General features: G+C 61.5%; 17 protein-coding genes. 12 read left to right on the forward strand and 5 right to left on the reverse strand.

Annotated features, from left to right (window positions below; all coding sequences use genetic code 11):
• Positions 1–1,372 precede the first annotated feature (1,372 nt).
• Positions 1,373–2,998 carry a methyl-accepting chemotaxis protein gene (locus AB5I78_RS16155; protein ID WP_369303299.1) on the reverse strand — a complete coding sequence of 542 codons (1,626 nt, stop codon included), beginning with the start codon at positions 2,996–2,998 and terminating at the stop codon, positions 1,373–1,375.
• 232 nt (positions 2,999–3,230) lie between these two features.
• Between AB5I78_RS16155 and AB5I78_RS16160 the strand changes: the two genes are divergently transcribed.
• The 3 genes from AB5I78_RS16160 to AB5I78_RS16170 are packed head-to-tail and all read left to right on the forward strand — an operon-like array spanning position 3,231 to position 5,689.
• Positions 3,231–4,658 carry a nucleobase:cation symporter-2 family protein gene (locus AB5I78_RS16160; protein ID WP_145165690.1) on the forward strand — a complete coding sequence of 476 codons (1,428 nt, stop codon included), beginning with the start codon at positions 3,231–3,233 and terminating at the stop codon, positions 4,656–4,658.
• A gap of 12 nt (positions 4,659–4,670) precedes the next feature.
• Entirely contained in the window at positions 4,671–5,132 is a 462-nt protein-coding gene (locus tag AB5I78_RS16165) for an LEA type 2 family protein (protein WP_145165691.1), read from the forward strand.
• Positions 5,132–5,689 carry a GNAT family N-acetyltransferase gene (locus AB5I78_RS16170; protein WP_369303298.1) on the forward strand — a complete coding sequence of 186 codons (558 nt, stop codon included), beginning with the start codon at positions 5,132–5,134 and terminating at the stop codon, positions 5,687–5,689. Before AB5I78_RS16165 ends, AB5I78_RS16170 begins: the two co-directional genes overlap by 1 nt.
• Before the next feature lie 36 nt (positions 5,690–5,725).
• Here the strand turns inward: AB5I78_RS16170 and AB5I78_RS16175 are convergent, their stop codons facing one another.
• Complete coding sequence (locus AB5I78_RS16175; protein WP_262206099.1) at positions 5,726–6,652, reverse strand: carbon-nitrogen hydrolase family protein; 927 nt, start codon at positions 6,650–6,652, stop codon at positions 5,726–5,728.
• Positions 6,653–6,743: 91 nt separating this feature from the next.
• On the opposite strand from AB5I78_RS16175, the gene AB5I78_RS16180 reads away from it, so the two are divergent.
• A complete protein-coding gene (locus AB5I78_RS16180) occupies positions 6,744–7,664 on the forward strand; it encodes a LysR substrate-binding domain-containing protein (RefSeq protein ID WP_369303297.1) in 921 nt (306 codons plus the stop codon).
• Here the strand turns inward: AB5I78_RS16180 and AB5I78_RS16185 are convergent.
• Complete coding sequence (locus AB5I78_RS16185; RefSeq protein WP_003190904.1) at positions 7,636–7,890, reverse strand: hypothetical protein; 255 nt, start codon at positions 7,888–7,890, stop codon at positions 7,636–7,638. The genes AB5I78_RS16180 and AB5I78_RS16185 overlap by 29 nt on opposite strands.
• A gap of 163 nt (positions 7,891–8,053) precedes the next feature.
• On the opposite strand from AB5I78_RS16185, the gene AB5I78_RS16190 reads away from it, so the two are divergent.
• The gene (locus AB5I78_RS16190; RefSeq protein ID WP_106579758.1) at positions 8,054–8,374 is read left to right on the forward strand and encodes a YqjD family protein; all 321 of its coding nucleotides are present in this window, start codon (positions 8,054–8,056) and stop codon (positions 8,372–8,374) included.
• A gap of 50 nt (positions 8,375–8,424) precedes the next feature.
• On the opposite strand, the gene AB5I78_RS16195 is transcribed toward AB5I78_RS16190, so the two are convergent.
• Entirely contained in the window at positions 8,425–9,462 is a 1,038-nt protein-coding gene (locus AB5I78_RS16195) for an Ldh family oxidoreductase (protein WP_369303296.1), read from the reverse strand.
• A 169-nt stretch (positions 9,463–9,631) separates the two neighbouring features.
• Between AB5I78_RS16195 and AB5I78_RS16200 the strand changes: the two genes are divergently transcribed.
• Positions 9,632–14,788, forward strand: coding sequence for a dermonecrotic toxin domain-containing protein (locus AB5I78_RS16200; protein ID WP_369303295.1), 5,157 nt, complete (start codon positions 9,632–9,634; stop codon positions 14,786–14,788).
• A gap of 19 nt (positions 14,789–14,807) precedes the next feature.
• Here AB5I78_RS16200 and AB5I78_RS16205 read toward each other — a convergent pair whose 3' ends face one another.
• On the reverse strand, positions 14,808–15,077 hold the full coding sequence (locus AB5I78_RS16205) for a PepSY domain-containing protein (protein WP_106579755.1): 270 nt from the start codon (positions 15,075–15,077) through the stop codon (positions 14,808–14,810).
• Positions 15,078–15,230: 153 nt separating this feature from the next.
• Here AB5I78_RS16205 and AB5I78_RS16210 point away from each other — a divergent pair, with 153 nt between their 5' ends.
• From AB5I78_RS16210 to AB5I78_RS16235, 6 genes are all read left to right on the forward strand, one after another.
• Positions 15,231–16,226 carry a FecR family protein gene (locus AB5I78_RS16210; RefSeq protein ID WP_242198330.1) on the forward strand — a complete coding sequence of 332 codons (996 nt, stop codon included), beginning with the start codon at positions 15,231–15,233 and terminating at the stop codon, positions 16,224–16,226.
• Positions 16,227–16,541: 315 nt separating this feature from the next.
• Complete coding sequence (locus AB5I78_RS16215) at positions 16,542–16,994, forward strand: hypothetical protein (RefSeq protein ID WP_369303294.1); 453 nt, start codon at positions 16,542–16,544, stop codon at positions 16,992–16,994.
• Complete coding sequence (locus tag AB5I78_RS16220) at positions 16,991–17,554, forward strand: adhesin (RefSeq protein WP_106579752.1); 564 nt, start codon at positions 16,991–16,993, stop codon at positions 17,552–17,554. The genes AB5I78_RS16215 and AB5I78_RS16220 overlap by 4 nt, the downstream gene beginning before the upstream one ends.
• 66 nt (positions 17,555–17,620) lie before the next feature.
• Positions 17,621–18,316: a heme utilization protein gene (locus tag AB5I78_RS16225; protein ID WP_369303293.1), complete on the forward strand. Its 696-nt coding sequence runs from the start codon at positions 17,621–17,623 to the stop codon at positions 18,314–18,316.
• A 62-nt stretch (positions 18,317–18,378) separates the two neighbouring features.
• Positions 18,379–19,056, forward strand: a complete 678-nt coding sequence (locus AB5I78_RS16230) for a C39 family peptidase (protein WP_145165701.1) — start codon at positions 18,379–18,381, stop codon at positions 19,054–19,056.
• Between the two features lie 37 nt (positions 19,057–19,093).
• A complete protein-coding gene (locus AB5I78_RS16235; RefSeq protein WP_145165702.1) occupies positions 19,094–19,843 on the forward strand; it encodes a hypothetical protein in 750 nt (249 codons plus the stop codon).
• The last annotated feature ends 9 nt before the right edge of the window (positions 19,844–19,852 follow it).

A 19,852-nucleotide genomic window follows, 5' to 3' on the forward strand; every position in this document is an offset into this window, starting at 1 on the left:
GCTCGGTCAACTTGTGGGAGCGGGCTTGCTCGCGAAAGCGGTGGGCCAGTGATACATGAGCTGACTGAACCACCGCCTTCGCGAGCAAGCCCGCTCCCACATTTGGATCGCAGTGCATCAGGTAGAGGGGTGGCGTGTGTACCCGGCCAGCTCCCACAGAAAAGCAAAGCACTGTGGTGCTGGCAGCTGAGCTCGGTCAACTTGTGGGAGCGGGCTTGCTCGCGAAGGCGGTGGGCCAGTGACACATGAGCTGACTGACCCACCGCCTTCGCGGGCAAGCCCGCTCCCACATTTGGATCGCAGTGCATCAGGTAGAGGGGTGGCGTGTGTACCCGGCCAGCTCCCACAGAAAAGCAAAGCACTGCGGTGCTGGCAGTTGCACTCGGTCAACTTGTGGGAGCGGGCTTGCTCGCGAAAGCGGTAGGCCAGTGATACATGAGCTGACTGACCTACCGCCTTCGCGGGCAAGCCCGCTCCCACAGTTGGATCTCTGTGCATCAGGTAGAGGGCTGTCGTGTGTACTCGATCAAAGGTGGGAGCTGGCTTGCTCGCGATGGCATCAACCCGGTGTACCTGATAGACCTAGGTGCCTGCATCGCAGGCAAGCCAGCTCCCACAGAAAAGCAAAGCACTGTGGTGCTGGCAGCTGCACTCGGTCAACTTGTGGGAGCGGGCTGGCTCGCGAAGGCGGTGGGCCAGTGATACATGAGCTGACTGACCTACCGCCTTCGCGGGCAAGCCCGCTCCCACAGTTGGATCGCAGTGCATCAGGTAGAGGGGTGGCGTGTGTATCCGGCCAGCTCCCACAGAAAAGCAAAGCACTGCGGTGCTGGCAGCTGCACTCGGTCAACTTGTGGGAGCGGGCTTGCTCGCGAAAGCGGTCGGCCAGTGATACATGAGCTGACTGAACCACCGCCTTCGCGGGCAAGCCCGCTCCCACATTTGGATCGCAATGCATCAGGTAGAGGGGTGGCGTGTGTACCCGGCCAGCTCCCACAGAAAAGCAAAGCACTGCGGTGCTGGCAGCTGCACTCGGTCAACTTGTGGGAGCGGGCTTGCTCGCGAAAGCGGTGGGCCAGTGATACATGAGCTGACTGACCTACCGCCTTCGCGGGCAAGCCCGCTCCCACAGTTGGATCTCTGTGCATCAGGTAGATGGGTGGCGTGTGTACTCGGTCAAAGGTGGGAGCTGGCTTGCCTGCGATGCCATCAACCCGGTGGGCCTGGTACACCGCGGTGCCTGCATCGCAGGCAAGCCCGCTCCCACCATAAAGCCGCTCTGCTTGTGCTTGCCCCCCTCAAGTCGGCTACTGGGCATTGGCAAAAACTGAGCGAAAACAGGGAGCAACGCACACCCAACATGCCTCGATCATCAGATCACGAACCGCGCGACCATCGCGTTCAAATCCACCGCCAGGCGCGATAGCTCGTGGCTGGCGGCGCTGGTCTGGTTGGCGCCGGCTGCCGACTGAGTCGCCAGGTCGCGGATGTTGATCAGGTTGCGGTCCACCTCGCGGGACACTTGGGCCTGCTCTTCAGAAGCACTGGCGATGACCAGGTTGCGCTCGTTGATCAAACTGATCGACTGCGTAATCTGCTCCAGCGCCACACCGGCGGCACGGGCCATTTCCAGGGTGCTTTGGGTGCGCTGATTGCTTTGTTGCATCGACTGCACCGCTTCGCCGGTACCCGTCTGAATGCCGGCGACCATTTTCTCGATTTCCTGGGTCGACTGCGCGGTGCGATGCGCCAGCGCCCGCACTTCATCGGCCACCACCGCAAAGCCACGCCCGGCTTCACCGGCGCGTGCCGCCTCAATCGCTGCGTTGAGCGCCAGCAGGTTGGTCTGTTCGGCAATCGCGCGGATCACGTCCAGCACCTTGCCGATGTCACGGCCCTGCGTCGCCAGGCCTTCGATCATCACCGAGGTGGTTTGTACGTCCTGGGTCATGGTCTGAATCGCGCCGACTGTCTCCACCACACGGTCACGGCCTTCGCGCGCCGCCTGGTTGGACTGGCTGGACGCTTCAGAGGTGGACACCGCATTGCGCGCCACTTCTTCCACGGCGGCGGTCATTTCGTTGACGGCGGTGGCGGCCTGATCGATTTCGTTATTTTGTTGTTGCAGGCCTCTGGAGGCTTCCTCGGTAACGGCGCTCAATTCTTCGGCAGCAGAGGCCAGTTGCGTAGCCGAACCGGCAATGTGCTGGATGGTCTGGCGCAGGTGGGTCTGCATCGCGGACAAAGCGCCAAGCAGGCGGGCCGGTTCATCCTTGCCAGCATCTTCGACGAGCGTGGTCAGGTTACCGCTGGCGATGGTTTCGGCCACTTGCACCGCTTTGCGCAGCGGCGCAACGATACTGCGGGTCAGCAACCAGGCGAGTAACACCGTCATCAACGCCGCCACCACCGAAACGATGATGATGCCGCTGACGGCCTGTTGGTAGCTGCCTTCAGCGTCCCGGCCGGCCTGGTCGGCATCGGCGCTGTTGATGGCGATCAGTTTGTTCAGCTGCTCGCCCATCAGATCCGTACCGTCCTTGATCCGCGTATTGATGAGGCTACGCATTTCCTCGACTTTGTTCTGCTGCGACAGCGACATCATCTCGGCCTGCGCCGCGAGGTAATTATCGAGGGTCGCGGCGAAGGCTTTGTACAGCGCCGCCTCTTCCGGGCCTGCCGGCATGACCGCGTAAGCACGCTGGGCCTGCTTGACCTTGTCGACCAACACCGCTACGCGGGTCTTGGCCTCCTCAAGGGCCGCAGGCTCACGGTTGATCAATATCCGGAACGACAGGATGCGCAAGCGCAGGACGTTTTCCGTCATGTTGCCGAGAAATTTCATGCTGGGTAATTGGATGGTCCCCATGTCCAGGGAAGACTGGCGAATCTGTGTCATGCGGTTAACGGCAAATACGCCGAGCATCACGACCAGCAACGCAATGAACGCAAAACCGAGGAACGCGCGCGGGGCAATATTCAGATTACGTAGGGACATAGGGCTGCTCTCGAGAAAGAGTGGGCGAGCGTCCCTGCCGCGACACGATCAGTGGGCGTCAACGCACCGCTCTGATCTTTGGGCACCACTGTTGTAAGAGTTGTGTGGGCTTGAATACGGTATCGGCAGGTGCCGCGATCTAATGCAGGGTGTTTCGAAAATTTTTTACACACTTCTGACGGCCGGCACTTTCTGGCATCCTGCGCCCCCCTTTCCCTACCGGGCCTGTATTGTGTCTGACGCTCAACCCCCTCGCCCCCGCTATAAATCCGACCTGATCTACGGCCTGGAAGATCGCCCGCACTTCACCGCCGCGATTTTTGCCGCATTGCAGCATGTGCTCGCCAGTTTCGTCGGCATCATCACCCCCACCTTGATCGTCGGCGGCGTACTGGGCCTTGAAAGCGAGGTGCCGTACCTGGTGAGCATGGCGCTGTTTGTGTCCGGGCTCGGCACGTTTGTGCAGGCGCGCACATTCGGCCCGGTCGGTTCGGGTCTGTTGTGCCTGCAGGGCACCAGCTTTTCGTTTATCAGCGTGATTCTCAGCGCCGGTTTTATGGTCAAGGCCCGGGGCGGCGGCACCGATGAAATTCTGTCGACGCTCTTTGGTATCTGCTTTTTTGCAGCCTTTATCGAAGTGGTGCTGAGCCAGTTCATCGGCAAGCTGCGCAAGCTGATCACACCGGTGGTGACCGGCACCATCATTACCTTGATGGGCTTGTCGCTGATCAAAGTGGCGGTCACCGATATGGCCGGCGGTTATGGCGCCAGCGATTTGGGCGCGGCCGGCAACATGGGCCTGGCGGCGCTGGTGCTGCTGACCATTGTGGTCCTCAACCGCTTCAGCAACCCGTTCCTGCGCCTGGGTTCAATCGTGATCGGCCTGACGCTGGGTTTTGTAGTGGCCTGGTGCATGGGCCGGGTCGATCTGGCAGCACTGCCTCACGTGCCGCTGATCAGCGTGCCGGTGCCGTTCAAGTATGGGTTCTCGTTTGATTGGGTGGCGTTTATCCCGGTGGCGGTAATCTTCCTGATTTCGCCTTTGGAAGCCGCTGGCGACCTGACTGCCAACTCGATGATTTCGCAACAACCGGTCAAAGGCCCGCTGTATATCAAACGCATCAAGTCGGGCCTGCTGGCCGACGGCCTCAACTCGGCCATGGCCGCCACGTTCAACAGCCTGCCGATGGTGACCTTCGCGCAGAATAACGGGGTGATCCAGTTGACCGGCGTGGCCAGCCGCTATGTGGCGTACTTCATCGCCGGCCTGCTGGTGCTGCTGGGGCTGTTCCCGATGATCGGCGCAGTGCTGCAACTGATGCCCAAGCCGGTGCTCGGCGGCGCCACCCTGATCATGTTCGGCACGGTGGCCGTGGCCGGGATCAAGATCCTCGCCGAAGCCGGGCTGCACCGACGCAATGTGCTGATCGTGGCGATTTCCCTGGGCATGGGCCTGGGCGTGGCCGCCGTACCGGAAGTGCTGCGCGACCTGCCCAAGGCGCTGCACAACATCTTCGAGTCGCCGATCACGGTGGGCGCGTTCTGTGCAATTCTGCTGAACATTTTCCTGCCCGAAGAGTTCATAGAGCTGGAAGAAGATGAATTTGATCCGGAGTCCTCTACCCTCAAGGTCATGCAGGACCCGGACGTCACGAAATAGGAGCACCTTTTTATGCGCAAGCTCATGGTTCTATCGTTACTGCTGCTGACCTTGAGCGCCTGCGCGCTGTTCCCCAATCGCGACCCGGTCAACATCAGCGTGGTCGGTATCGAGCCGCTGCAAAGCCAGGACCTGGAAGTACGATTCGCCGTGAAACTGCGCGTGCAAAACCCCAATGACACGGCGATCGACTACAGCGGCGTAGCCCTGGACCTGGACGTCAATGGCCGGCCGTTGGCGTCGGGGGTCAGTGACCAGTCGGGCTCGATCCCACGGTTTTCTGAAACCGTGCTGATGGTGCCGGTGAGTGTTTCGGCGTTTTCCGTGTTGCGCCAGACCCTGGGCCTGAGCCAGACCCAGAGCTTGAACAACCTGCCTTATGTGCTGCGCGGCAAACTGGCGGGTGGCCTGTTTGGCACCCTGCGTTTTGTCGAGCGCGGCACGCTGGACCTGCCGAACACGGCGACCTGGTGATGACCCGCCAACCGGTACTGTTTACCCAACGACTGATCCTGCGCCCGCTGATGCTCGCGGATGCCGAGGCTATCCAGCAGCAGTTCGCGCATTGGGACGTGGTGCGCTACCTCAACGCCGACGTGCCTTGGCCCTACCCGGCCGATGGCGCGCGCTGCTACCTGGAACAGGTCGCCTTGCCGGCGATGGCACGGGGCGAACAGTGGCATTGGTCAATCCGCCTCAAAAGTGCGCCGGAGCAGTTGATCGGCAATATCAGCCTGATGGACGAAGAGGACGATAACCGCGGCTTCTGGCTGGGCCCGCAATGGCAAGGTCAGGGCTTGATGACCGAAGCCAGCGCGGCGGTGACCGAGTATTGGTTCGAGGTACTCAAGCGCCCCGTGCTGCGTGTGCCCAAGGCCGCGCCCAATATAGGCTCGCGGCGGATATCCGAGCGCACCGGCATGCGCTTGATCAGGTCGCAGGAAGGTCGGTTTGTCGAGGGCACCTTCGCGCGGGATATTTGGGAAATGACCCGCGAAGAGTGGCTCAACACGCTACCTGCCACGCGGTAGGCGCCGGGCTTGCCGGCACCTGCGCCTTGGCCGGCTTCACTCGGTGAGGGTGCGCACGCCCGGTTTGGCGCGCTCATCCACGACCAGCTCAAACACATCCGGCCGCGCGTAATGCCCCACCACGTCATAGTCATAACGTGCCCGGACGAGGTCATCGGTATTGATCTGCGCGGTCAATAACCCGGCCTCTCCCACCAACGGCCCGGCCAGAACATCGCCCATCGGCCCGATAATCACACTGCCGCCCGCGATCAACGCACGGTCTGACGGCCAATTGGCCACCTGCACGCCAAGCGCCGCAGGCGAGGCCTGCACCTGGCAAGCGCTGACCACAAAGCAACGCCCTTCATGGGCAACGTGGCGCATGCTCACCTGCCACATTTCGCGCTCATCCACGGTCGGCGCGCACCATACCTCCACGCCCTTGGCATACATCGCGGTGCGCAGCAGCGGCATCATGTTTTCCCAGCACACCGCACCACCGATGCGGCCTACGGCAGTGTCGATCACCGGCAAGGTCGAACCATCGCCCGTGCCCCAGATCAACCGCTCGGTCCCGGTGGGCATCAGCTTGCGGTGTTTGGCAACCAGCCCGCCGTTGGGCTCGAAATACAGCACCGTGCAATACAACGTGCTGCCACTACGCTCGATCACGCCGAGTACCAGGCTGGCACCGGTGCGGGCAGACAACCCGGCCAGCGCTTGCGTCTCGACGCCCGGCACGTCGATCGCATTGGCAAAATAGCGTGCAAAGGCTTCGCGCCCCTCCGGCAGGCGATAACCCAGCTGCGTGCCGAAGCTCTCGCCCTTGGGATAGCCGCCCAGCAAGGCTTCAGGCATCACCACCAATTGCGCACCGCTGCGCTTAATCTCGTGTTCATAGCTCAGGATTTGCGCCAGGGTTTGCGCTTTGCCTTCCGGCAAGGCACCGATTTGCAAGGCAGCCACGGTAGAAACGGGCATCACGATCACTCCAGATAAGGGGGGTTGCCCATTCTCCGGCCAGCCGCGATCATGAATAAAGCCCACTTCAGTGCTGAATGATATGAGCCAAATGAATATCGCCCAGGTTGACTTGAACCTGCTGAAAACCTTCGAAGCCCTGCACGACGAGTCCAGTGCCAGCCGCGCCGCCTTGAGCCTGGGCGTCACCCAGTCGGCGATCAGCGCAGGCCTGCGGCGTTTGCGCGACGTGTATGGCGACCAATTGTTTGTGCGCACCGGCCGTGGCCTGGCGCCAACGTTGCGCGCCAATCAGCTCAAACCGGTGATCAGCGAAGCGCTGGACCGCTGCCGACAAAGCCTGGCCATGGTCCACCCGGACAACCATGACTATCACGGGCGTTCAGTGGTCCTGGGGTTATCCGATGACTTTGAGATTGCCTACGCCCGCCGGCTGATGGAGGCCATCGCCGGCTGTGCGCCCAAGCTGCGGGTGATCTTCCGCCAGACCCACAGCCAGATCGTCGCCGCGGCCCTGCTCGACCGCAGCCTGGACCTGGCCGTCACCGCAGGCGGGTTTGCCGAGCGCAGGCTGAGTCGACAAGTCGTGGGCGAAGGGGATTACCGCTGCCTGGTCGACCCGGACAGCCTGGCGCCCAGCCAGCACGCTATCAGCCTGGATGAGTTCGTCGCGCGCGAACATGTGCTGGTGTCGTCGGGCGGGTTTATCGGGATCACCGATGAAGGGTTGGCGGCGCAAGGGTTGAGCCGCCAGGTGTGCGCGTCCACCAGCCACTTTGCCGCGCTGCCGTTTCTGCTCAAGGGCAGCACGGCGGTGGCGACGATACCCGGGCATGCGGCCCAGGCCATTGCGCACATGACCGGCTTGCGGGTACTGCCCTGCCCGTTGGCGCTGCCGTTTTACCCGGTAGAACTGGGCTGGCGCACCCAGGCGCAGCTTGATCCGCTGTTGCTCAAGGTCCGCGAGGCGATTGTGGCGTGCTTTATTTCGCCGCGGCCATCAGCTTGTTGACTTCGCTGCGCACCATGTTGGAAAACTCCGGCGGCGACATGCCGTCGAGTTCTGCCCGCACCCATTCAGCCCACTTGCCCTTGCGCTTGGCGCGCTCGCCGAACAAACGCGCCGCTTCGCCCTTGGCCTTGCCCAGGTTGGTCTGCCACAGGTCGTAGAGGCGTGACTTTTCATCTTCCAGCTCGGCGCGTTCGGCGAGGGTTTTATTGGCGAGATTGAAGCTCATGTGGATTTACCTGCTGCATAAATAGGCGACATCTTACACTGTAGGTCGAAATTTCCTGATTCGGATTTTGCCCAAAAACAGGCCCCGGCAAAAAAACTGCAACTTTTGCTGCCGCCCGACACTCCATTGTTCACTGTCACATTCACCTGCAAGGAGTCACACAATGGCCCGCAAATCTGCCGCCCAAGCTGTCGAAGATCAAATCAAGGATCAAGCTTTCAGTGAACTGACGGCGTTGATCGAAGAGTCGGACAAACTGCTCAAGAGCAGCGCTTCCCTGGTAGGCGAAGAAGGCGAAACCCTGCGCGAACAGGTCGCCATCAAACTCAAGCAAGCGCTGGAGTCGGTCTCCAACGTGCGCGAGCGCAGCAAGCCGGTGGTGGATGCGACCGAAACCTACATCGGTGGCCATCCATGGCAGACCGTGGCCATCTCCGCAGGTTTCGGCCTGGTGGTGGGGTTGTTGCTGGGTCGCCGTAACTGATACACCGTACCTGATGCATGGGGGGCTGCGCCGTTGGCGCAGCCCCTTTTTTACGTCTCCAGCAAGGCCTGCAAGCGCGCCAGCTCTTGCGCTTCCAGCTCAATACCTTGTTGCTGCGATTTCGCCCGTGCGCGGTGACGTCGATCCCCCGGTAACCGCCGCAACCCCGCCGCATGCATCTGCCGCACCAGTTCCTGGCTGCGTTCGGCGAAGTTTTGCCCGGCCGTCTTGCTCGGGTCGATGACGATCAGCAATTGCCCAGTCCAGGGTGTACGCGCGCCCGGATGATCGGCCCAGTTGAATTCAAACGAGAAATTGCCTCCCGTCAACGCCGCCGCCAGCAACTCGACCATCATCGACAAGGCCGAGCCCTTGTGCCCGCCAAAGGGCAACAGCGCACCGCCTTCGAGCACGGCTTTGGGGTCCTGGGTCGGCTGGCCGAGGCTGTCGACGCCCATGCCCGGCGGCAAGCGCTCGCCCTTGCGCGCGGCAATCTGCACGTCGCCGTGGGCGATGGCGCTGGTGGCCAGGTCGAAGACGATGGGCGAGCCGTCGGCGCGCGGTGCGGCGAAGGCGATGGGGTTGGTGCCGAACAGCGGCCGGTCGGCGCCGTGGGGCACCACGCAGGTCATGCTGTTGACCACGCTCAACGCCACCAGCCCTTCTTCGGCAAAGGGCTCGACGTCCGGCCACAGCGCAGCAAAGTGATGTGAGTTGTGAATCGCCAGCAGTGCGATGCCGGCGCTGCGAGCTTTGTCTACCAACAGCGCGCGCGCCGCTTCAAGGGCCGGCTGGGCGAACCCGTTGCCGGCATCCACGCGCACGAAGCCGGACGCCACATCCGTGACCACGGGCGTGGCCTTGCCGTCGACCCACCCGCTGGCCAGCGTGCTGAGGTAACCGGGAATGCGGAAAATGCCGTGGCTGTGCGCACCGTCGCGCTCGGCGCTGGCGCAATTGCGTGCCAGGATGGAGGCGACCTGCGGCGAGGTGCCGTGCTTGACGAATATCGCCTGCAGCAATCCCACCAGGTCATTGAAACCGATGAATGCTGCAGGACTGTCAACGAGCGGGGACTGGGCAGACATCTGTAGCTCCGATTTTATAATTGGAAGAGACAACAAGAATCCAGACCGCCGATTAAACAACGCCTCCTGTGCCTGCTGTCAACGGGCGCTTGCGTTATCTACCGCCAAGCGTGCTGTGCGACCTCCTACTTTGGCGCTTGATGACCGCCGCGTGGAAGGAGAGCACCCCATGACGCACGTGACACCGCCGTACTTTTTCGATGAGTTCCTACGGACCGTCAAACGCAAAGCCCCGACTGCGCGAGAGCGCGCGCTGGGGTTTTCGGTCAAGGACCTGGATTGGCTGCACACGCTCTACTACGCCACTGATGCAGCGCGCCAGAATGAGGCGCTGCACGGCTACCCGATGAAGGTGGAAAGGCTGCTGGCCACCGCTGAGGGCAAGCCCGCCATCGTGCTGGCCGGGACGTTTATGATGAGCCCCACACCCGATGCCAGTAAGGCCGTGCTCTACAGCCCCTATGGCGGCCTGGAGCTGTTCGACAGCCGCGCCGACCTGCTCATTGACGTGCAGGAGCGCCTGGCACATCCGGCCAAGCGCGAAGAGTGGCTGCAGTTTGTGGCCATCGGCGAGCGTGATGCACTGCCGGTCAATCTGCACCTGGCGGTGAGCACCGCCGTCATTCCGGGCGCGGTCATGGAAGACCAGGAGCAGGCCATCCTGGCAGGCCAACAAAAAAATGTGGCCGCGATGCTCGAGCAGTTGCGCAAGCTCCCCAGCCTGTACTGGATGCTCGACACATTGCTCACCATCATGGCCCGGACCTGTTTTCCCGGCCTCAACCAGAGCGATACGCGGGTTAATTTTTTCAGCCAGGCCTCGACGGCAGCAGACCGTCGCTGGGTCGCCTCGATGCCACTGCGCGATGCGCTGCTGCAGTTTTACGTCAAGCAAGCCTGGCCTTCTGGGCAGACCCACACCTTCTTCAACATCGGCCATGACACCCGCGCGTTTACCGAGGCGCAACTGGCCGAAGACCAGCAACGCTGGGACAGCCTCGTCGAACAAACCAGCAGCCTCCTTTCGAGCCTGTTGCACAGCCTGCTCCAGACCTACTGGAACGAAGACTTCGACGGCGGGCAATCACGCCTGCGGTTTTTTGCCCGGGTGATGAGTGACAAGTTTCGCACCGACCTGTTGTTCAAACACCAGAATACGATCCTGAGCACTGAAGAAAGCCAGGCGCTGCGCGCCCTGTTTCTTTCGGACCAGGCTGCCCGCACCGCCTACGCCAGTAGCCTGAGCGTGGAAAAAGTGCGCGTTCACGCGCCCTATCATCAGACGGTGGAGCTGGCCAGCACCTTGCTGATCAGCTACACCCACGCCTATCTCTACACTCAGTCGCGCGGTCTGCAGGTACTCAAGGACATGAATGCCCTTAACGACACGCTGCGGGTCATGCTCAGGACCGCCGGGCATGAAGATGAGCTGCATAACTTCGTCTCGCTGGATGAGCGCAGTCTGTTTGTCGGCACGGACCCGTTGCACGTCACGGGCCATCCTGTGGTCGGCAATGTCTTCGAGGAGATGATCGAAGACATCGCGGCCAAACAGTTCAACAACCTGGAACATGCGTTGGGCGTGTATCGGCGCGGCGCGGGCAGTATCGACCTGGCCGCTCTGCTCGACAGTGCGCTGGACGTGCGCACCCTGCTCGACAGCCGTTTGATGGAGCAGGAAACCGAAGGGCGCTGGAGCGTCCACCCCATCACCACGGGCGGTGGCCAGCCCGGCACGGTCATCGCGGAAAAGGCCAAGGCGCACTTGCAGCGGCTGCATGCGGTCAATGCGGCGCTGGTGCTCGAACGCAGCAAACACAGGCCCCTTCGCGCGCTGGCAGCCCACGCCCTGGAGGCAGAGTTGGCCAGCAGGCATCTGGCGCTGAGTGCCGACGCTATTGAGATCAACACCTACGCCACCACAGCACTGGAGCGCGAAGAGCGCCCACCGCAGACCTCGTTGAACATGGTTGAACACTTCATCGCGCGGCTCGCCCGGCAGGCCAACGCCTTGACCGGCTCCAGCCGGAGCGGGTTTTACCAGCGGCGCAAAGGCGTCGCCTACCAGGTGCCGAGTTTGACCGTGGCCACGTTCAACGCGGTCATCGAGCGGGTCTTGAGCTCGTTTACGCAAGGCTTGCGCGCGCTGCCGCACCTGCTGGTGGACACTCACCCTGTGCATCTTGGCCAGGCGATGTTTCAGGGCCTCAGTGGCGAAGCTGAGCTGAGGCGCTTGTCCAAGACCTTGCCGCCGGCTCATCTCGGGCTGCTGGGCAGCGTGCTCAATGCCGACAGCATGGACAGGCTGACCCGCCACGGCCTGAACGGCTTTATACCGGATGCCTATGGCCTGACCCTGAAGGTCGGTACGCAGACCGCGCTGCAGCCCCTGGCCAATTGTTTTGTGCTGTCGGAACGCGGCGGCCTGGACGTTCTTCATTCCGGTGCGGCGCTGCTATGGACGGTGAGTCGCGGCTATGAGGCGTTTGATTCGATCCAGGCCTTGCGCGATGAATTGGGGCAACGCTTGCAGGATGAGCAGGCGCGCCTGCCCCTTGTCGAGAACCTGCCGGCGTCGAGGCGTGTGCCTCATCAACGCCTTCAATTGGGCCCGATGCAACGCATCGACGATCATTTGCTCAACAACCGTCAACAGTCCTACAACCAGTTCCTGTCGGGCGAGGTTGATCACCTGCTGTCGATGCCAGTGAGCGTACAACGCTTTCAGGACTGCATGGACGCTCTGATCCGGCGGGCGCCGCCGTCCAACCTGCAAAGGGCTGTCACGCTTACCCGCGCCCTGGTCAACCAGCAGGCGCTGCCGGTATGGCTGGGCATGGCGCAGCCGTCAGAGCAGATCCTGCATGCCGAGCTGCTTGAACAATATCGCCTCAGTGCGCCGGACGAGCGTGACTATCTGCACAGCATCACGCCCCTGCGCGAACAGGTCATGAGCAGGCTTTCAACCCTGCTCAATGCGCGCTTTCCCGGGCAGGTGGTCAACCCGGACAACATACTGATTCCTGCGCGTATCGAACGCGAAGGCACCATTCAAACGCTGACGGACTTCGCCCTGCGGCACCTGCCCGCGTTGCGCGCCGAGCAGATCCGCCCGACCTCACGTACTGCCACGCCGCTGCCGCCCACGCTGGACGGTAATGCCGTGGTGCTACTGGTTCGACAGCTGGACTTGAAAAGCCTCTACCAACCATTGCTGACCACTCACTTGGGCGGTCAAACCGAAGACACACGCCAGCGCCGTCACCTGTTCTGTCGGCAGTTGCCCTGGCAACTGCTGCAACACGCCCACGAACAAAAACTGGATGGGCGGCTGTCCGGCTCGGCCTGGAGTTTTATCCGGCAGGTGTTGGATATGCCCGACGCCGTGGCTCGCGCCGCCGTGCGCGGCGTGACGGCAACCATTCGCCCGCTGGAACTGATAGCCACCGAGGGTGCAGCTCTGGTCAAGGCCTTGGGTTGCTACCTGATCGGCCCGCACGCCGACGCCTCCGCCCCAGTGGTTTTGTACGCGCCCTACAGCCCCCAACATGTGTTGAGGGAATACGCGAATGAAGCCGCCCTGCTCGATGAATTCAGTACGCCCGGGGCCTTGCAGGAGTGGATCGTGGGCCAGCTGGAAACGGCCCATCAGGCGACTTACCGCCATCTGCTGCAGCCGCAAGGGCGTCAGCAGAACGCGGAGATTCGTCTGGGCTCATCACCCATCAGCGGTAACCTGCTCAACCGTCTGTTTGCCGACAACAGCGAGATGCTGAACCGGATGCTGAGCTGCCAGTTCACGCTTGCGGGCAAAACACAGTGGGAGGCGATCACCCGCCTGCTGACCAGCAAAATCCCCAATACTCTGCAGTTGATGGCGGGCAAACTCACGTACCCGCTGGTGGTGTGGCGCAGCTACAAACTGTTCAAACTGTCTGCCGAAGACTTGCAGCAACACCGCTGGGCGCACGCCTTGAAAACTTTCGCGCTAGGCGTGGCCGAAATGGCCACCTTGCGCAAAAGCCTGGAGAGGGTTTTGCCCGATGCGCCAACCCCCGCGGAGCAGCCGCCGCTGGAGCAATGGCTCAAGGCCCCTGCCCCCACCGCGACCAGCCTGGCCGAGCAGGACCTGACGGCGCCGCTGCGTACGCACCTGCAAACCTTTGAACACCACGACACTGCCCTGGCCGACCTGACAAAAAGCGCCTACAGCCACGTGTACCACGATGACATCGGCGCCCTCAGCCTGGTGCCGCTGGCGGGCAAAGTCTACCCCGTGAAAAAAGCCGGTGAGCACTGGCGCATCAGCAACGGTGCACAGCAAGGCCCTTATTTGCAGCGCAACGCCCTGGGCGAGTGGGTGCTGGACCTTGACCGGCATCACCCGCGCTTTGGAAAAACCCTGAGCCGCTACGCAGGCAAGCTTTCCACCCGTGCAGCCGAGCGGGAAGCCATCAATATCGAGGCCGTGGGTTTGCGGGAAATCGCCGCGCTGTCCAGCTGGAAGGCGCACTGTATCGACGAAGCGCTCAACGTTGCGACCTACTATGCGGTCACCTGCAAGCGCAACATCGTCAATTTTGCCGTGCTGAGAGCCCCGAACAGTCGGGTCGGACGTTTTTTAAGTGAGTTGTTCGGCGTCATCACCGTGACCGCTGAACAAATGCACAGGGTTGAACGGCGAGTCGACGAAGTACTCGATGAACTGGTCAACCCCACCCTGACCGCCCCCGACTCGATGCGTTTTGTCAGCGGTATCCACCGGTACAGCCCACACGACACCTTCGCCTTCGTCTTGCCCAACGACGCCGAAAAGAAGATCTACCTGCTGGACCGGTTCTTCGACCCACGCATGGACATCTATCAGAACCGCTTGATCGTCCCGTTCGACATTTCGGCGCACGCACGCGCGACGACGTTGATTCACGAGATAACGCACTTGATTTCCGCGACCGAAGACCTGGCCTACCTGGACACCATGCGACCGTTTACAGACCTGATCAATGTACACGTCAGCGGCGCGCCGTTGATGTTGATGGACCTTGCTCACCTGCGCGACACGGCGCTGTCAACCTTGACGCCGGCGACGATGCTGTTCAAGACCTGGGATGTGTTCAGCGAGCAATGGGAGGATTTTGGTGACCGTCCCTGGACCCGAGCCTTGAAGAATAAAGTGTTGAACACCACCGGTGCGCGGACGCTCAACGACGCCCGGGCGATCTTCATGAGCGACCCGGACAAACGCATCGACACCATTCTGGCGAATGCCGACTCGGTGACTTACTTGATCTGCCAACTGGGCCGCGCGCTGGATGCGGGAGCCTGAGCAGGCTCCCGGCGGCACGTCAGTCTTTCTGGTCACGCAGGATATTGCCCGAAGCGCCATCGATACGCGCTTCATAGACGACGCCATCGGACTTGCGCCCTTTGACTTCCCAGTAGCCTTTGTCATCGGCTTCGGCGCTGTAGACTTCGACATACCCGGCCTTGGCCTTGGCGGTTTCAATGGCCTTCTCGATGGTGATCCAGCCCGCACCCGGTTTATCCGCCAGGGCTGCGCCAGCGCTGAGCAGCGCGGTGGTTGCACACAGGGCGACTAAGGTTTTCTTCAGCATTTTCGTACTCCATTGGGGGAATGACGGACTCATGTCCTCTGTTTTTCTGATGTTTTCAAACGAGAATAAGTTCCAATTGATGTGCAATCGCCATGATGGCTGTTCTCGCCATCCGCCTCGGGAGGTTAGAATGTGCGAAATCAGGATGAGTTAATGAGCGAAAAGTCCCTTTCAGAAGCCGAATATGACGCCATCACCGACGCCGCCGCGCATTGGTGCATGCGCCTGCATGCCGATGACTGCACGGCGGGCGAACGTCAGGCTTTCGCAGATTGGCACGACGCCCATCCCCTGCACGCCTTCGAATACGCGGCCATGCTGGAAATCTGGGACGTGGCCGATCACCTGCCACGCAGCGAGCCGGCGCCGGCGGTGCTCGCGTTCAAGCCGCGCAGGCGGCTGCGCGCCTACGCCGTTGCGGCAGCCGTGTGCCTGGCGGCCTTGCCGCTTGCCGCCCTCACGGGCTGGGAAGCGGGCTGGTTGCCCAGCTCGTATGAACACTTCGAAGCCACCCAGGGCCTGCGCAAGATCACCCTCGGCGATGGCAGCCAGGTGGAGCTGAACCTGGGCACCGAGTTGGTCTACAGCCATTACAAGGACGAGCGCCGGGCGACCTTGAAAAAGGGTGAGGCGTTTTTCAAGGTCGCTCACGACAGCCATCACCCCTTCATCGTGCGGGCTGGCGACGGCCAGGTGCGCGTCACGGGCACGCAATTCAACGTCTGGAAATACGAGGACCAGGTGCGGGTAATGCTGCTTGAGGGCTCGGTACAGATTTCCAGCGACGCCGTGCATGGCAGCGTGCCGCTGACTCCGGGCATGCAGGCGAGCTACCACACAGGCGATGCCACGCCGCAAATCGCTGCGATCAGCCCCAATGACGCCGCGCTTGCCTGGCGCCAGGGCAAACTGGTGCTCGACAACCTGGCGCTGGCCGATGCATTGCCACTGATCAACCGCTACCTGAATAAACCCGTGATGCTGGCAGACACCACCACCGGGACCATTCGTATCGGCGGCATCTACAACATCAACGAGGTCAACAACCTCGTCCCCTCCCTGCCCAAGGTTTTGCCGGTCTACCTGACCCAGAACCAGGACGGCAACCCCGTGCTCAATTCGATTCCACGTAAAGCCCCCAAAGGCTGATGCCCTTTGCATCAACGGGACCGCTTGCGCCCTGAGTGTCCATTTTTGAAACACATGTGTGCCCTGAACCGCCCGTGCTGAGCGGATTCATCGTTCTGTCACACCGACTGTTTCAGCCATGAGACAGCCTTGAGGCGGGGCCGCCTATGCGCGGCCACGGGGGCACTGTCTCAACGCTGATACAGCACGGCCATCACTTCGCCTTGCTTTGATCCCAACCCTCTGAATTTCAAAAACAAATAAAAAGCGGCACGCGTTCTGCTCTCTCCCTTACAGCGCTGTTTAGGGTCAGCGCTAAGAATAAGGAACACTGCCGTGGACACACACACTTCAGGCTCACTGAGCCTCCTGCTGATCAGCTGCGTATTGAGTGCCGGCGCAAGCCTTCCAGTGCTCGCGGCAGGTGATGGCGTGATCGTGATTGAGCGCCAGGTTCAACCGTATGTCATCGGCCGCTCACGCGGCGTCGACCCCTACCCCAACACCGTCAATGCCAACCCGTCAGCGCAAGTGCTGCGCGCCTCCACCAATGAACTCAGCGACAACGACATTGGGCGCATCAGCAGCGGCTCAAGCATTACTCGCAGCATCATGCCCAACGGCGACATCACTGGTTTGAACACGCTCGGCAGCGGTCCAGGCCTGGGCGCCAGCAGCGCGGCCGGCCACAGTGGCGGCGGCATTTCGGGCACGGTCAACGGTGCGATATCCAGCGGCCTCGCCCCGCTGAACAACATCAGCGGCATGGTCGGGGGGGCGATGAAATGAATCGCACCTGGATGCTACTGGCGGCGCTCGGTTGCACAGCGGCGATGGCCGACAGCAACAACAACGCCAGCATCGATAACTCGGGCACGCAGTACAACGGCGTGGTCTCGATCAACCAGGCTGCGGGCGATCAGCAACAGTTGAGCAACAACGTCGCGATCGCTGTGGGCCACAACGCCCAGGCAACGGTGACCGTCACGCAAAAAATCAGCGGCGCTGCGGCCGACCGCGCGCTGAACGCCAGGACGACGATCCAGGGCAACGCTTTCAGCAATGGCAACGGTGCACTGAGCGTCAATCAGTCGGCCGGGGCCCAGAACCAGATGATCAATGCCGTGCGGATCAGCGTCAGCGCTGGCCCGCAGAGCATCGACGACAGCGTCATGTCGCAACAGAACGTTGCGCTTGCAACCGACTCAGGATTGACCTCTACCACTGGCAGCCGCCAGGTCGTGACCAGCGACCAGGCCTTCACCGGCAGCCGTGGAGTGGTTCAGGTCAACCAGAGCGCCGGGGTGGGGAACCGAGTGGCTAACACCCTGAATTTACGACTCAACTGATGGAGCTGAGTCGGTAGCTGGAACGTACCAACACTTAACCAACTAATAGAAGCAAGGAGATACACCATGAAAACTACAATGGCCCTCAAACCACTGGCTTTCGCTCTCGCTGCGCTCATGGCTGTTGCTGCTCAAGCGGGTCAACCCAACCATCATCCACAGTCTGCGCCAACGACCGCAGCGGCGACCACCCAAGACGGTCAAAGCAACCACGGCAACGTGGTGCTCAATGACAAAACCAAGAACAACGCGTCGGCAAATGACTCCTACAACAACATCAGCGGCGTGGCCAACGGCAACGTGCTGAGCGGCGACAACAACCAAGGCAAAAACGATGTCGCCATCGTATCCGGCGACGCCGACTTCGTATTCGCCAGCACCGGCACCGCACAGTCGAACACCGGCAACCTGGTGGTCAACAGCGGCACCAAAAACAACGCGTCCCTCAACGACAGCGGTAACCACGCTTCGGGCGTGATTCAACTGAACGCCGCATCGGGCACCTCCAACCAGGGCAGCAGCAGTGTTGCAATCGCCTCGGGTAATGGCGACAGCGGCGCCGCAACCGTCGCCGGCGTGCAGGACGTGTCGGGTAACCTGACCCAGAACCTGAGCAGCGGCCACGGCTGGAGCAGCAAACCGGTGGTCAACAACGCCAGCGTGAACAACTCGATGAACTTCAGCTCCGGCGTGTCGAACTCCAACGTTCTGTCGGGCAGCAACAACCAAGGTCAGAACAACGTCGCAATCACTCGCTTCTGATGCAGACAGGGCCTTGGCAACAAGGCCCTTTTTATTTCCAGTGTCCAACAGGTCCTACGATCATGCGCTTTGGAGCCCTCCTTCTGCTGCTGGCACTCACCGGCCCGACCTGGGCGGCGCAAATGGCCGTGGTCATGCCTAACGGCGCGGTGGTCTACAAGAAGGTCGAGAGCATCCGCGAGCGCAAGTTCGCCAACCTGGTGGAACAGAAAACCGACTTCAGCTGCGGCGCGGCCGCACTGGCGACCATCCTGCGCCAAGCCTATTGGATGGACGTGGACGAAGACCACGTCATCAAGGGCATGCTGGTCAACGCCGACCAGAACCTCGTGCGCACCCAGGGCTTTTCGATGCTGGACATGAAGCGCTACCTGGAAAGCATCCACATGCGCGCCAAGGGCTACCGGATCACCCCGCAAGTACTGATCACCGTGAAAGTGCCGGTGGTGGTGTTGCTGGATATTCGTGGCTACAAGCATTTCGTGGTGTTGCAACGGGCCGACAACGACTGGGTGTACATCGGCGACCCCGTGCTGGGTAACAAGCGCTATGCCAAAGACGATTTCGTCAAAGGCTGGAACGGCATTGTGTTCGCGGTTATCGGCGAGGGCTACGACAAGGCCAACGCCCTGCTCACGCCGCCCAACCCACTGACCGCCAAGAGCCAACTGAACGAATTCAGCCCCGTACGCGACAGTGAATTGATGGACTTCGGTTTTATCCAGAGCGACTTCTTCTAGAAGCGCAATAAGGAGCAGGATGCTCCAGGAGCACACGATGAACACTCGAAGCTGGCTGACGGTCATGTGCCTGGCAGCCTCAGTACCTGCCTATGCTTCCTCGGCGTTCAAGCCGATCGAACTCAAGGACTCGGAAATGGCCGAGCTGCGTGGGCGTTATGTCATGCCGGGGCGGATTATCAGCTTCGGGATCGTCATGAGCAGCACCTGGACCAATGCCGCCGGTGCAACCGTTACCGGCACGGCCAATATGCAGGTCAGCTCAGCCACCGTGACTCCTCAGTTTTACGTGCAGGTGACCGGCAATGATGGCACCGGCGTCACCCAGCAACCACAAGGCACTGGCACGGTCATCGGCGGCGCAGGCCTGGGCACCGGCCAGGGCGTGACGCAAAGCGTGCGCGCAGCGGGCGACGGCAACACCGCCAGCAACGGCGTGGACATCAACGTCACCCAAAACGGCCTGGCGCCTGCCAACTACGTGCAATCAGGACAAGCGCTGATGGCTGGCCAGCCGATCACCGGCGGCACCGCTGCCGGCCAGGTGACGGTCACGGCCAATAACGGCGGGCTGCAAATGGCGCTTCAGGCCAGTAACAACCAGGGCAATGCGGTGCAGCAAATTGGCGGCGGCAACGTCCTGCAAGGCACGGTCATTCAAGGCAACAGCAACTTTGTGAACAACATGACCCAACTCAATGTGGTGCTGGGCAACAACGGTCTGAACAACCTCACGCAAAACCTTAATCTTGATCAACTCAAAGGCCTACGCCCCTCCGGATATTGAACTACGCTG

Origin of the sequence: Pseudomonas sp. N2-3-1-14, assembly GCF_041228395.1 — a bacterium.
GTDB lineage: Bacteria > Pseudomonadota > Gammaproteobacteria > Pseudomonadales > Pseudomonadaceae > Aquipseudomonas.

Coding starts and splice junctions, on each gene's coding strand:
- AB5I78_RS16155 (WP_369303299.1), bottom strand. CDS start 2,998: ATGTCCCTACGTAATCTGAATATTGCCCCGCGCGCGTTCCTCGGTTTT.
- AB5I78_RS16165 (WP_145165691.1), top strand. CDS start 4,671: ATGCGCAAGCTCATGGTTCTATCGTTACTGCTGCTGACCTTGAGCGCC.
- AB5I78_RS16170 (WP_369303298.1), top strand. CDS start 5,132: ATGACCCGCCAACCGGTACTGTTTACCCAACGACTGATCCTGCGCCCG.
- AB5I78_RS16175 (WP_262206099.1), bottom strand. CDS start 6,652: ATGCCCGTTTCTACCGTGGCTGCCTTGCAAATCGGTGCCTTGCCGGAA.
- AB5I78_RS16180 (WP_369303297.1), top strand. CDS start 6,744: ATGAATATCGCCCAGGTTGACTTGAACCTGCTGAAAACCTTCGAAGCC.
- AB5I78_RS16185 (WP_003190904.1), bottom strand. CDS start 7,890: ATGAGCTTCAATCTCGCCAATAAAACCCTCGCCGAACGCGCCGAGCTG.
- AB5I78_RS16190 (WP_106579758.1), top strand. CDS start 8,054: ATGGCCCGCAAATCTGCCGCCCAAGCTGTCGAAGATCAAATCAAGGAT.
- AB5I78_RS16195 (WP_369303296.1), bottom strand. CDS start 9,462: ATGTCTGCCCAGTCCCCGCTCGTTGACAGTCCTGCAGCATTCATCGGT.
- AB5I78_RS16200 (WP_369303295.1), top strand. CDS start 9,632: ATGACGCACGTGACACCGCCGTACTTTTTCGATGAGTTCCTACGGACC.
- AB5I78_RS16205 (WP_106579755.1), bottom strand. CDS start 15,077: ATGCTGAAGAAAACCTTAGTCGCCCTGTGTGCAACCACCGCGCTGCTC.
- AB5I78_RS16210 (WP_242198330.1), top strand. CDS start 15,231: ATGAGCGAAAAGTCCCTTTCAGAAGCCGAATATGACGCCATCACCGAC.
- AB5I78_RS16220 (WP_106579752.1), top strand. CDS start 16,991: ATGAATCGCACCTGGATGCTACTGGCGGCGCTCGGTTGCACAGCGGCG.
- AB5I78_RS16225 (WP_369303293.1), top strand. CDS start 17,621: ATGAAAACTACAATGGCCCTCAAACCACTGGCTTTCGCTCTCGCTGCG.
- AB5I78_RS16230 (WP_145165701.1), top strand. CDS start 18,379: ATGCGCTTTGGAGCCCTCCTTCTGCTGCTGGCACTCACCGGCCCGACC.
- AB5I78_RS16235 (WP_145165702.1), top strand. CDS start 19,094: ATGAACACTCGAAGCTGGCTGACGGTCATGTGCCTGGCAGCCTCAGTA.